This window comes from Pseudomonas triclosanedens, assembly GCF_026686735.1.
GTDB lineage: Bacteria > Pseudomonadota > Gammaproteobacteria > Pseudomonadales > Pseudomonadaceae > Pseudomonas > Pseudomonas triclosanedens.
The window spans coordinates 5,333,814-5,346,902 of sequence record NZ_CP113432.1 but is presented as its reverse complement, the minus strand read 5'-3'; the positions used below and the strand labels follow the sequence as shown (position 1 = coordinate 5,346,902).

Sequence of the window (13,089 nt, the reverse complement as noted above, 5' to 3'; positions counted from 1 at the left end):
CGTTCTCCTGCGGGCGGGCCGTGTGCTCAGCTTATCAGCCCTTGCGGATCATCCAGATGCCGACGGCGATGGCCGCCAGACCGCCGAGCTTCAGGGCGCTGACCGGCGCTTCCTTGAAGCCGGCCCAGCCGAAATGGTCGAGGGTCATGGCCATGCCGAGCTGGCCGGCGAGCACCAGCACCATGAACATCAGCGCGCCCACGCGCGGCGCGGCGAAGGCGGCGATGAAGATGAAGAACATGCCGAGGAAGCCGCCGCACCACTGCCACCATTGCAGGCCGCGCAGGGCGGAGAAGGCGGGGATTTCGCGGTTGGCGAGGGTCAGTGCCAGCAGGCCCATCGTGCCGACGAAGAATGAAATCAGCGCGGCGGCCAGCACGCTGGATACCTGCTTGGCCAACTGGCCGTTGATGCCGGCCTGCAACGGCAGACAGGCGCCGGCGATCAGCGGCAATACGAACAACCACCAGGGCGGCGTGGGCATGGGGAGGACTCCTGGGCAATCGATGCGGAAACGGCAGCCGGCTAGTATGCACCAGAGCGGAGCATCTCTCCTCCCGCAAGCCAGGATTCGCCATGACCACCATGCCATCCCGTACGTTGAGCGTGCGCATCGAACGACGCTGGAGCGAGGCCTACGAGTTTCTCGCCGCGCCAGAGAACTTCCCGCGCTGGGCATCGGGCCTGTGCAGCGCGATCGAGCCGCTGCAAGACGACCTGTGGCTGGCGCGGACGCCTCAGGGCGCGTTACGCGTGCGTTTCTCGCCGCGCAATCCGTTCGGCGTGCTGGATCACGACGTGCTGCCGGACGACGCCCCAGCGATCCACATTCCGCTGCGCCTGATCGTCAACCGGGATGGCTGCGAATTGCAGCTCACGCTGCTGCGCCAGCCGGAGATGGACGACGCCACCTTCGAGCGCGATGCCCAGTGGGTGATGAAGGACCTGCAGGCGATCAAGACGCTGCTTGAGGCGTAAGCGCCGCTACAGGCGCGCCGCCAGCTCGGCGCCCTCGCGGATTGCCCGCTTGGCGTCCAGTTCGCGGGCCATGCGTGCGCCACCGATCACGTGGTGGCGCAGGTTTTCCGCCGGTTGTGTCGGCTGCAACTCCAGCAGTGGCTCCTGGCCGGCGCAGATCACCACGTTGTCCACCGCCAGGCACTGCTGCTGGCCGTCGATGCGCAGGTGCAGGCCCTGGTCGTCGATGCACAGGTACTCCACGCCGCCGAGCAGGCGCACGCCGTGGTGCTTGAGATGGGCGCGGTGCACCCAGCCGCTGGTCCTGCCCAGCCCGGCGCCGGGCTGGCCTGCCTTGCGTTGCAACAGCCAGAGCTGCCGGCGCGGCTGCGCTTCGGTGGGCGGAATGAGCCCGCCCGGCGTGGAGTTATCCAGGTCGATGCCCCATTGGCCAAGCCACTCGCCCAGCGGCTGCGGGCCGTCGCGCTCGGCGAGCAGGTAGCTGGCAACGTCGAAGCCGATACCGCCGGCTCCGATCAGCGCCACCTTTTCGCCCACCGGCGCACCGCGCAGCACGTCGAGGTAGCCGAGCACCTTGGCGTGCCCGATGCCCGGCAATTGCAGCGTGCGCGGACGAATGCCGGTGGCGACTATCACCTCGTCGTACTGCCCCTGCAACTCGCCGCGCTCGATGCGGCGGTTGAGCCGCAGGTCCACGCCCAGCTCGTCCAGGCGCACGGCGAAGTAGCGCAGCGTCTCGTGGAATTCTTCCTTGCCCGGTACGCGCTTGGCGAGGTTGAACTGGCCGCCGATCTCGCTCGCCGCTTCGAACAGCGTCACCCGATGGCCGCGCTCCGCAGCCACGCAGGCGGCGGACAATCCCGCGGGACCAGCGCCGATCACCGCGATGCGCTTGGGAATCCTGGCCTTGCGATAGCGCAGCTCGGTCTCGAATGCCGCGCGGGGGTTTACCAGGCAACTGGCGCGGCGATTGGCGAAGGCATGGTCGAGACACGCCTGGTTGCAGGCGATGCAGGTGTTGATCGATTCGGCGCGTCCGGCGGCGGCCTTCTGCACGAACTGTGGGTCGGCCAGCAGCGGGCGCGCCATCGACACCATGTCGGCGTGGCCTTGCGCGAGCAGTTGCTCGGCCACCTCCGGGGTATTGATGCGGTTGCTGGCGATTACCGGTACCCGCAGTTCGCGGCGCAGGCGCGCGCTGACTTCGGCGAAGGCTGCGCGCGGCACCGAGGTGACGATGGTGGGCACCCGCGACTCGTGCCAGCCGATTCCGCTGTTGAGCAGGTCGATGCCGGCGGTTTCCAGGGCGCGAGCCACCACGCGCACGTCTTCCCAGGTGTTGCCGCCCTCCACCAGGTCGAGCAGCGACAGCCGGTAGCTGATGATGAAACGCTCGCCCACCGCGCGGCGGATGCGCCGCACGATCTCCAGCGGCAGGCGCATGCGGTTACCCAGGTCGCCACCCCAGCGGTCCTCGCGCTGGTTGGTGCGCGGGCAGAGGAACTGGTTCAGCAGGTAACCCTCGCTACCCATGATTTCCACGCCGTCGTAGCCGGCGGCCTGTGCCAGCTTCGCGCAGCGTACGAAGGCGGCGATGGTGCGCAGGATGCCGCGCTCGGACAGCTCGCGCGGGCTGAACCAACTGATCGGCGACTTGATCGACGAGGCTGACACCACCAGGGGGTGATAACCGTAGCGCCCGGCGTGCAGGATCTGCAGCAGGATTCTGCCGCCCTCGCGTTGCACCGCCTGGGTCAGGCGCCGATGTGCGGGCACTTGCAGGCTGCTGGTGAGGCTGCTGCCCATCGGCAGCAGCCAGCCTTCGCGGTTGGGTGCGAAGCCGCCGGTGATGATCAGCCCGACGCCGCCGCGCGCTCGCTCGCGATAGTAGGCCGCCAGCTTGCCGAAGTCCCACAGGCGATCTTCCAGGCCAGTGTGCATCGAGCCCATTACCACGCGGTTGCGTAGCCGGACGAAGCCCAGGTCGAGCGGGGCGAGCAGGTGAGGGTAGGGCGTGGCAGCGGACATGGACGAACCATCGGCAAGGAGATGGACACACCCTAGTAATTTGCCGAGCCCCGGTGAACGGCCCGGATGCCGCGCCGTGCGGGCATTTCGGTCAAGCCGCTGGTTGACAGCGCGCAGATCGGTTCCAGACTTCCTTTCATGGCAGGGCCGTTTGCCCCGAACGCAGGCTGAAGTGACCCATCCTCAGGAGGCAGTCATGAAAGCGATAAGAAAAAGACATGCGCGCCATTATCTGCTCGCCGCTCTCGTCGGCCTCGCGCTGTTGGTATTGCACGAAAGTCTCCAGCCGGATCGACAGCGATCTTCCTGTCGTCCGGACGGCGACAGTATCTCCTGCGCCTACCCTCCGACTGCTCATTTAGGCGTATTGACCAGCCCGTTCTGAGCTTCGTACTGATGCTCGTCAATGCGTCATAAGGCCCCTGCGTGCAAGGTCTGCCCCGCTCAAAGCTGGCGCATCGCCCCGGCTTGGCTATCTTTTAAGCAGCAAGAGCCCGGCAATGTACCGGACGTAAGCTGCCTGATCAGGAGACGCACGATGGATATGAACCGTCGGCAATTCTTCAAGGTTTGCGCTGTAGGCCTTGGAGGATCGAGCCTGGCGGCACTCGGGGTTGCGCCCCCGGATGCCTTCGCCGACCAGATTCGACATTTCAAGCTCGCGCGCACCGTCGAGACCCGCAATACCTGCCCGTACTGTTCGGTTGGCTGCGGCATCCTCATGTACAGCCAGGGGGATGCGGCGAAGAACGTGGCGCAGAACATCATCCACATCGAGGGCGATTCCGATCACCCGGTCAACCGCGGCACCCTCTGCCCGAAAGGCGCGGGCTTGCTGGACTTCGTCCACAGCCCCAATCGCCTGAAGTACCCGGAGGTTCGCGAAGCCGGCACCAGCGAGTGGAAGCGCATCGGCTGGGACGAAGCGCTCGATCGCATCGCCAAGCTGGTGAAGGAAGACCGCGACGCCAACTTCATCGAGAAGAACGAACAGGGCCAGACGGTTAACCGCTGGCTGACCACCGGCTTCCTGGCCGCGTCGGCGTCTTCCAACGAAGCTGGCTACATCACCCAGAAGGTGGTGCGTTCCCTGGGCGTACTGGCGTTCGACAACCAAGCGCGTGTCTGACACGGCCCGACGGTGGCAAGTCTTGCCCCGACGTTTGGCCGTGGAGCCATGACCAACCATTGGACCGACATCAAGAATGCCGATCTGATACTCATCATGGGCGGTAACGCCGCTGAAGCGCACCCGTGCGGCTTCAAGTGGGTGACCGAGGCCAAGGCGCACAACAAGGCGCGCCTGCTGGTGGTCGACCCGCGTTTCACCCGTTCCGCGTCGGTGGCCGATTACTACGCGCCGATCCGCACCGGGACCGACATCGCCTTCCTCGGTGGGCTGATCAATTACCTGCTGGAAAACGACCGTTACCAGAAGGAGTACGTGCACAACTACACCGACGTTTCCTTCATCGTGAAGGAAGGCTTCGGTTTCGACGATGGCCTGTTCAATGGCTACGACGCCGAGAAGCGCACCTACCCGGACAAGTCGTCCTGGCAGTACGAACTGGGCGAGGATGGTTACGCCAAGGTCGACCCGACCCTTGCACACCCGCGCTGCGTGTTCAACCTGATGAAGCAGCACTACAGCCGCTACACGCCGGACGTAGTGAGCAACATCTGTGGCACGCCCAAGGACATGATGCTCAAGGTGTGGGACGAGATTTCCACCACCGCGGCACCCGGCAAGGTCATGACCATCATGTATGCCCTGGGCTGGACTCAGCACTCGGTTGGCGCACAGATGATCCGCACCGGCGCGATGGTCCAGTTGCTGCTGGGCAACATCGGCATGCCTGGCGGCGGCATGAACGCCCTGCGCGGCCACTCGAACATCCAGGGGCTGACCGACCTGGGGCTGCTGTCCAACTCGCTGCCCGGCTATCTCACCCTCGGGATGGATGCCGAGCAGGACTACAACGCCTACATCGCCAAGCGCACCACCAAGCCGCTGCGTCCGGGGCAGTTGTCCTACTGGCAGAACTATCCGAAGTTCCACGTCAGCCTGATGAAGTCCTGGTTCGGCAAGGCTGCCACCAGGGACAACAACTGGTGCTACGACTGGCTGCCCAAGCTCGACATGCCCGGCGCCGGCTACGACGTGCTGCGCTACTTCGACATGATGTACCAAGGCAAGGTCAACGGTTACTTCTGCCAGGGCTTCAACCCCATTGCCTCGTTCCCCAACAAGGCCAAGGTCAGCGCTGCGCTGGCCAAGCTGAAGTGGATGGTGGTGATGGACCCGCTGGCCACCGAGACCTCGGAGTTCTGGCGTAATGCCGGCGAGTTCAACGAAGTCGACAGCAAGGCCATCCAGACCACCGTGTTCCGCCTGCCCACCAGTTGCTTCGCCGAGGAGGACGGCTCCATCGTCAACTCCGGCCGCTGGCTGCAGTGGCACTGGAAGGGCGCCGAGCCGCCGGGTGAGGCGCGTACCGACATTGCTATCATGAGCGGCCTGCTGCACCGCCTGCGCGCGGCCTACAGCAAGGACGGCGGCAAGTTCCCCGACCCGATCCTGGGGCTCGACTGGCCGTATCTGACGCCCGACGAGCCGACTCCGGAAGAGATCGCCAGGGAATACAACGGCAAGGCACTCGTCGATCTCGTCGATCCCGCCAACGGCATGGTGCTGGCGAAAGCCGGCGAGCAGCTTCCCGGCTTCGCGCTGCTGCGCGATGACGGCAGCACCGCCAGCGGCTGCTGGATCTTCGCCGGCTCGTGGACGCAACTGGGCAACCAGATGGCCCGCCGTGACAACAGCGACCCCTACGCGATGGGCCAGACCCTTGGCTGGGCCTGGGCCTGGCCGGCCAACCGGCGCATTCTCTACAACCGCGCCTCGGCGGATGTCAGCGGCAAGCCGTGGGACCCGGTGAAGAAGCGCCTGGTGTGGTGGAACGGCAAGGCCTGGGGCGGCACCGACGTGCCCGACTACAAGGCCGACGTGGCGCCGGAAGCGGGGATGAACCCGTTCATCATGAACCCCGAGGGTGTGGCGCGCTTCTTTGCCGTCGACAAGATGGCCGAGGGGCCGTTCCCGGAGCACTACGAGCCGTTCGAGACGCCCATCGGCGTCAACCCGCTGCACAAGAATCCGCTGGCCGTCAGCAGTCCGGCGGCCCGGGTGTTCAAGAACGACATGGAACTGTTCGGCAAGGCCGACGAGTTCCCCTATGCCGCGACCACTTACCGGCTTACCGAACACTTCCACTTCTGGACCAAGCATTGCCGTCTGAATGCCATTGTCCAGCCGGAACAGTTCGTCGAGATCGGCGAGGCGCTGGCCAAGGAACTCGGTATCAAGGCCGGCGACCGCGTCAAGGTCTCGTCCAACCGTGGCTTCATCAAGGCCGTGGCGGTGGTGACCAAGCGCATTCGTCCGCTGCAGGTCAACGGCAAGACCGTGCACCACGTGGGCATCCCGTTGCACTGGGGGTTCTCCGGGGTTGCGCGCAACGGCTACCTGACCAACACCCTGACCCCCTTCGTGGGCGACGGGAACACGCAGACGCCGGAGTTCAAGTCCTTCCTCGTCAACGTGGAAAAGGCGTGAGGTGAAGCATGAGTAGTCAAGACATCTACGCCCGCTCCGCCACGACCACGCCGTCGCCCTCGGTGCGGCACGAGGAGGAAGTGGCCAAGCTGATCGATGTGTCCAAGTGCATCGGCTGCAAGGCCTGCCAGGTTGCCTGCTCGGAATGGAACGAGTTGCGCGACGAGGTAGGCCACAACCACGGCACCTACGACAACCCGATCGACCTCACCGACCAGTCCTGGACGGTCATGCGCTTCACCGAGTACGAAGCGCCGGCCGGAAACCTGGAGTGGCTGATCCGCAAGGACGGTTGCATGCACTGCGCCGAACCGGGCTGCCTGAAGGCATGCCCGAGCCCCGGCGCGATCGTGAAGTACGCCAACGGCATCGTCGACTTCAACCAGGACCACTGCATCGGCTGCGGCTACTGCATCACAGGCTGCCCGTTCAACATCCCGCGCATCTCGCAGAAGGACCACAAGGCGTACAAGTGCACCCTGTGTTCCGACCGCGTGGCGGTGGGCATGGAGCCGGCCTGTGTGAAGACCTGCCCGACCGGCGCCATCGTCTTCGGTACCAAGGAAGACATGAAGGAGCACGCCGCCGAGCGCATCGTCGACCTCAAGTCCCGTGGCTTCGAGCATGCCGGCCTGTACGACCCGCAAGGCGTCGGCGGCACCCACGTGATGTACGTGCTGCACCATGCCGACCAGCCGTCGCTGTACGCCGGCCTGCCGGACAAACCGGCGATCAGCCCCCTGGTCAGCCTGTGGAAGGGCATCACCAAGCCGCTCGGCCTGCTGGCGATGGGCGCGGTGGTGCTGGCCGGGTTCTTCCACTACACCCGCACAGGTCCCAACCGGGTGGAAGAGGATGAGCCGGGCGGCGCCGATCCCGAGGTGCCGGTACACAAGGTCGACCCGTCGGTGCACAGCTATGACCCGCGTGAGCGTCCGTGACATCCCAGGCAGTCGCTTTTGCCCCCTCTCCCTGCGGGAGAGGGTTGGGGTGAGGGCTACGAGGATCGAGACATGAAGAAAGATATCCAGCGCTATACCGCCAACGAACGCAGTAACCACTGGGTCGTGGCGATCCTGTTCTTCCTGGCCGGCCTGTCGGGCCTGGCGCTGTTTCACCCGGCCATGTTCTGGCTGACCAACCTGTTCGGCGGCGGCCCCTGGACACGCATCCTGCATCCCTTCCTCGGGGTGGCGATGTTCCTGTTCTTCCTCGGGCTGGTGTTGCGTTTCGCCCATCACAACCTGATGGAAAAACGCGACATGCAGTGGCTTCGGCAGTGGCGCGACGTAGTCGCCAACCGGGAAGAGAACCTCCCGGAAGTCGGCCGTTACAACGCCGGGCAGAAGATGCTGTTCTGGACGCTGCTGCTGTGCATGCTGGTGCTGCTGGTGACCGGGTTCGTGATGTGGCGGCAATACTTCAGCCACCTCTTCGGCATCGAGCTCATCCGCATCGCATCACTGCTGCATGCCTTCGCCGCCTTCGTGCTCATCTGCAGCATCCTGGTGCACATCTACGCCGGCCTCTGGGTCAAGGGCTCGATGGGCGCCATGCTCTATGGCCGGGTCAGCCGCGCCTGGGCGCGCAAGCATCACCACGGCTGGCTCAAGGACGTGGAGAAGGGCAAGGGCCACTGACGCTTGGGTAGACGTCGGCGGGCGCCATGCCGTCCGCCGGCACGAACGCGCCCCTCTCCTCGGGGAGGGGCAGGACGCGGGGCACCTCGGCCTCGCGACGCATTCAACAAGGAGTCCTGCGTGTCAGGCCGAATTCTCGAACCCGGGCAGATCGAAGCTGCCGCCAACATCCCGCCATTGTTCAACCTGCCGTCCCCCGAACTGTTCGCCCTGCGCGCCGCGCGCCTGCGCCAGTTGGCGCCGGGCAATCCGCTGCGGGAGTATCTCGAACTGATCGCCGGCCTCTGCGATGCCCAGCAGTCGCTGCTCATCCGCCGGATATCCCTGCCCTCGCCGGATGCCGACGCGCTGGCCCGCAGCCGCGAACACCGCATGCCGCCACTGGCCTACGAAACCCTGGTACGCGAGGGTGCCTGGCTGCCGCTGCTGGACGCCTTGCTCGATCTCTACCAGGCCCAGGCCAACCCCGCCGTGGTGCAGGCGCTGGAGGCTCTGCGCAACGCTGACCGGGGGCAGCGCATATCCTGGGCATTGGGGCTGCTCAACGGTCAGTTCGACCTGCTTCCCGCCGCGCTGGTGCCGTTCCTCGGTGCTGTACTGCAGGTCGCCTTCAGCCAGTGGCTGCTGCAATTGCCTGAGGACACCCTGGTCGAAACCGATAGCAAGACGCTCTGTCCGGCCTGCGGCGCGCCGCCGGTGGCGGGAATGATCCGTCACCAGGGCAAGCACGCCGGCCTGCGCTACCTGTCCTGCTCACTGTGCTCCTGCGAATGGCACTACGTGCGGGTCAAGTGCAGCCACTGCGCCGAGAGCAAGGGCCTGGCCTATTACTCGCTGCAGCACGAAGGCGCCGCCAGCGACCAGGCGCCGCTCAAGGCGGAGACCTGCCCCGGTTGCCAGTCCTATCTCAAGCAGTTCTACCTGCAGCACGACAAGCATGCCGAGGCTCAGGCCGACGACCTGGCCAGCCTTGCGCTGGATATTCGTCTTGCCGAAGACGGCTACCTGCGCATCGCACCGAACCTGCTGCTGGCGCCGGGAGGCTCTTCGTAGGGCGGATAACCGCGAGCGGTTATTCGCCCTACACTGACTCCAGCCATCGTCCCCAGCACAAGGTTCGTTCATGACCTCGGTACGCCTGCCCTCCATCGACCGCCTTCTGCGCAGCCCGGCCTGCCAGCCACTGCAGCGGCGCTATGGCCGCGAGGCCCTGCTCAAGACCCTGCGCGACCTGCTCGACGAACTGCGCGAGCCCGCGCGCCACGGCCAGTTGGCCGCCGTCGAGCTGGAAGAGTCCGTACTCGCCGGACGCGCCGGCGAACGTCTCGCAGCGCACCACGCCAGCCGCGTGCGCCGGGTGTTCAACCTAACCGGTACCGTGCTGCACACCAACCTTGGCCGCGCGCTGCTACCCGAGGAGGCCATCGAAGCGATCACGCTGGCCGCCCGCTACCCGCTCAACCTCGAATTCGATCTCGCCACCGGCAAGCGCGGTGACCGCGACGACCTCATCACCGGGCTGATCCGCGAGCTCACCGGCGCCGAAGCCGTCACCGTGGTCAACAACAACGCTGCCGCCGTGCTGCTGGCGCTGAACAGCCTGGGTGCGCGCAAGGAAGGCATCATCTCCCGTGGCGAACTGATCGAGATCGGCGGCGCCTTCCGCATCCCCGATATCATGGCCCGTGCCGGCGTGAAACTGGTCGAGGTCGGCACCACCAACCGCACCCACGCCAAGGATTACGAGGCCGCCATCGGCCCGCGCTCCGGCCTGCTGATGCGCGTGCACACCAGCAACTACAGCGTCCAAGGTTTCACCGCCAGCGTCGCTACCGGGCAACTCGCGCAGATCGCCCGTGCCAACGGCCTGCCGCTGCTGGAGGACCTGGGCAGCGGCACTCTGGTCGACCTCACCCGCTGGGGCCTGCCCAAGGAGCCCACCGTGCAGGAAGCCCTGCGCGACGGTGCCGACATCGTTACCTTCAGCGGTGACAAGCTGCTGGGCGGCCCGCAGGCCGGGCTGATCCTCGGCAGCAAGGAACTGATCGGGCGGATCAAGAAAAACCCGCTCAAACGTGCCCTGCGGGTCGATAAGCTGACCCTCGCCGCGCTGGAAGCCGTACTCAACCTCTACCGCGACCCGGATCGCCTCGCCGAGCGCCTCACCAGCCTGCGTCTGCTCAGCCGCGCGCAGGCCGATATCCGCACTCAGGCCCAGCGCCTGGCTCCCGCCCTGGCTGCGCTGCTGGGCGAGCGCTGGAGCGTCGGCGCCGTGGATGCCCTGGGCATGATCGGCAGCGGCGCCCAGCCGGTCGCGCGCCTGCCCAGCGCCGCGCTGTGCCTGCGCCCGAACCAGCCCAAGCGCCAGCGCGGCCGTGCGCTGCTGGAGCTGGAAGAACGTCTGCGCTGCTTGCCGATTCCGGTACTTGGCCGCATCGACGACGACGCCCTCTGGCTCGACCTGCGCCAGCTCGACGACGAGCCCGCCTTCATCGCGCAACTGCCGTTGCTGGGCGAGGCCGAGGCGTGATCGTCGGCACTGCCGGGCACATCGACCACGGCAAGACTTCCCTGCTGCGCGCCCTCACCGGCATCGAAGGCGACCGCCGCCCGGCCGAGCGCGAACGCGGCATCACCATCGACCTCGGCTACGTGTATGCCGACCTCGGCGACGGCGCGCTCACCGGCTTCATCGATGTGCCGGGTCATGAACGTTTCGTCCATAACATGCTGGCCGGCGCCAGCGGCATCGACCTGGTGCTGCTGGTGGTTGCGGCCGACGACGGCGTGATGCCGCAGACCCGTGAACACCTCGCCATTGTCCAACTGCTAGGCATCCGCCGCGCCGTGGTCGCATTGACCAAGGCCGACCGGGTGGCGAGCGAACGGGTGCAGCAGGCTGCCGCTGAGGTGCGGGAACTGCTCTCTGAAGGGCCATTTTCCGGCGCCCCGATCTTCCCGGTGTCCAGCGTCAGCGGTGAAGGTATCGAGGCGTTACGTGGAGCGCTTGCCGACGCGGCCCGCGAGACTCGCGAACGCGCTGCAAGCGGCGGGTTCCGGCTGGCCGTGGACCGCGCCTTCAGCGTCAGTGGTGCCGGTATCGTCGTTACAGGAACGGCCTTTGTCGGCACCGTGAATGTTGGCGATGAACTGCTGCTGGGCAGCGCCGGCCGGCGTGTTCGCGTGCGCGGCCTGCATGCGCAGAACCGCCAGTCGCAGCAGGCCCACGCCGGTCAGCGCGTCGCGCTGAACATTGCCGGCGAGCGCCTCGGCGTGGAGCAGATCCGCCGGGGCGACTGGCTGCTGGCAGCGGATCTGCACGCGCCGACCACGCGCATCGATGTCGAACTGCGGCTGCTGCCCGGCGAAATCCGCGCCTTTGCACACTGGACGCCGGTGCATGTGCATCTCGGCGCGCAGGACGTCACCGGTCGCGTCGCCCTGCTCGAAGGCGAGCGCCTGTTGCCGGGCGAGCGGACCTTCGCGCAACTGGTACTCAATGCGCCGGGCCACGCGGTGCACGGCGACCGCTTCGTCCTGCGCGACCAATCGGCCCAGCGCACTCTGGGCGGTGGACGTGTGCTGGATCCCTTCGCCCCGGCGCGCAACCGGCGCAGCGCCGAGCGTCTCGAACAACTCAGGGCATTGCAGGGCGATGGCCTGGAGAGCGCGCTGCCGATTCTTCTGGCACAGGCCCGCAATGGGCTCGACCCCGCCGTGCTGGCGCGCCAGTTCAACCGCCCAGGCGAAGCGGATCTGCCTGCCGACGTGCTTCGCATCAACACCCGTCTCGGCCCCAGGCTATTCGCCGGGGAGCGCTGGGGCTCACTGCAGCATCAACTGCTCGACGCCCTGCAACGCTTCCACGACGACGCCCCCGACGAACTCGGCCCGGACCGCGACCGGCTGCGCCGTTACGCTTTCCCGCAACTGGAGCGTCCCGTTTTTGTCGCCCTGCTGGAAAGCTTGCTGGCAACCCAGAGCATCGATAGCAGCGGCCCTTGGCTACATCTGCCGGACCACCGTGTGCAACTGGGCGAGGCCGACGAGCGCTTGCGCGACCGGCTCTGGCCGCTGCTGCTGGCCGGTGCGTTCGACCCGCCCTGGGTTCGCGATCTTGCCCGCCAACTGGCCGTGGAGGAGGGCGACGTTCGCCTGTTGCTGCGCAAGCTCGCTCGCCTGGGGGAGTTGCACCAGGTGGTGAAGGACCTGTTCTACCCGGAACAAACCGTGCGCACACTCGCGCGGCATGCTCTGCAACTGCGCGACGAAGCCGGCATCATCCGCGCCGCGGCGTTCCGTGATCGCATCGGTACAGGACGCAAACGCTGTATCCAGTTGCTGGAGTACTTCGACCGCATCGGCTTCACCCGCCGCTTCGGCAACGAACGGCGCATCCGCGAGGACTCCGCTTTGGCGATCCAGGAGTGATGAGCGGGGGCGTGGTTCTACTCTTTCGACTCGTTCATCCCGCCAGACGCGGCGATCTCCGTTGGCGTCCGCTCCAGCGCGGCGATCAGCTCCATGTCCTGGCGCAGTCGCAGAGCCAGGGCGGCGACGCCACGGAGCGTGTTCCAGTCCGTCCGCGGCACCTTGGGAATCGTCAGGATCGATTCCTCAACGGCGGACTCGTAGATCGAAATCGTCATCTCGCCGTAGTTCTCGAGATGGCACTTGCAGCGGTACGGCAAAAAGCTGCTTTCAAGAATTCGCTTGGCCTGGAGATAGGTTTGCATGATGGGTCGCTCCGCCACTTGGCTCCCGGGCAGGAACGCACAGGATGTAATTGGATCATCAAGATAGCCGCTGAAACGGTGGTGGGCGTAG

General features: G+C 66.2%; 11 protein-coding genes. 7 read left to right on the top strand and 4 right to left on the bottom strand.

Going from position 1 to position 13,089, the window contains the following annotated elements:
* Positions 1-34: 34 nt before the first annotated feature.
* Positions 35-484, bottom strand: a complete 450-nt coding sequence (locus OU419_RS24785) for a DMT family transporter (RefSeq protein ID WP_254472450.1) — start codon at positions 482-484, stop codon at positions 35-37.
* A gap of 92 nt (positions 485-576) precedes the next feature.
* Here OU419_RS24785 and OU419_RS24780 point away from each other — a divergent pair, with 92 nt between their 5' ends.
* Positions 577-978 carry an SRPBCC family protein gene (locus OU419_RS24780; RefSeq protein WP_254472451.1) on the top strand — a complete coding sequence of 134 codons (402 nt, stop codon included), beginning with the start codon at positions 577-579 and terminating at the stop codon, positions 976-978.
* A gap of 6 nt (positions 979-984) precedes the next feature.
* On the opposite strand, the gene OU419_RS24775 is transcribed toward OU419_RS24780, so the two are convergent.
* Positions 985-3,006 carry an NADPH-dependent 2,4-dienoyl-CoA reductase gene (locus OU419_RS24775; protein ID WP_254472452.1) on the bottom strand — a complete coding sequence of 674 codons (2,022 nt, stop codon included), beginning with the start codon at positions 3,004-3,006 and terminating at the stop codon, positions 985-987.
* A 136-nt stretch (positions 3,007-3,142) separates the two neighbouring features.
* Entirely contained in the window at positions 3,143-3,280 is a 138-nt protein-coding gene (locus OU419_RS24770; RefSeq protein WP_254472453.1) for a hypothetical protein, read from the bottom strand.
* A 264-nt stretch (positions 3,281-3,544) separates the two neighbouring features.
* On the opposite strand from OU419_RS24770, the gene fdnG reads away from it, so the two are divergent.
* The 6 genes from fdnG to selB all read left to right on the top strand — a co-directional run bounded on the left by fdnG (position 3,545) and on the right by selB (position 12,693).
* On the top strand, positions 3,545-6,622 hold the full coding sequence (gene fdnG, locus OU419_RS24765; protein WP_254472454.1) for a formate dehydrogenase-N subunit alpha: 3,078 nt from the start codon (positions 3,545-3,547) through the stop codon (positions 6,620-6,622).
* A gap of 8 nt (positions 6,623-6,630) precedes the next feature.
* Positions 6,631-7,563: a formate dehydrogenase subunit beta gene (gene fdxH / locus OU419_RS24760; protein ID WP_254472455.1), complete on the top strand. Its 933-nt coding sequence runs from the start codon at positions 6,631-6,633 to the stop codon at positions 7,561-7,563.
* Between the two features lie 72 nt (positions 7,564-7,635).
* A complete protein-coding gene (locus OU419_RS24755; RefSeq protein ID WP_254472456.1) occupies positions 7,636-8,262 on the top strand; it encodes a formate dehydrogenase subunit gamma in 627 nt (208 codons plus the stop codon).
* 120 nt (positions 8,263-8,382) lie between these two features.
* Positions 8,383-9,315 (top strand): formate dehydrogenase accessory protein FdhE, encoded by a 933-nt coding sequence (gene fdhE, locus OU419_RS24750; protein WP_254472457.1) that lies wholly within the window; start codon positions 8,383-8,385, stop codon positions 9,313-9,315.
* A 70-nt stretch (positions 9,316-9,385) separates the two neighbouring features.
* Positions 9,386-10,792 carry an L-seryl-tRNA(Sec) selenium transferase gene (selA, locus tag OU419_RS24745; protein ID WP_254472458.1) on the top strand — a complete coding sequence of 469 codons (1,407 nt, stop codon included), beginning with the start codon at positions 9,386-9,388 and terminating at the stop codon, positions 10,790-10,792.
* On the top strand, positions 10,789-12,693 hold the full coding sequence (gene selB / locus OU419_RS24740; protein WP_254472459.1) for a selenocysteine-specific translation elongation factor: 1,905 nt from the start codon (positions 10,789-10,791) through the stop codon (positions 12,691-12,693). The genes selA and selB overlap by 4 nt, the downstream gene beginning before the upstream one ends.
* Before the next feature lie 17 nt (positions 12,694-12,710).
* Here selB and OU419_RS24735 read toward each other — a convergent pair whose 3' ends face one another.
* Positions 12,711-12,998 (bottom strand): DUF1652 domain-containing protein, encoded by a 288-nt coding sequence (locus tag OU419_RS24735; RefSeq protein WP_254472460.1) that lies wholly within the window; start codon positions 12,996-12,998, stop codon positions 12,711-12,713.
* Between the last annotated feature and the right edge of the window lie 91 nt (positions 12,999-13,089).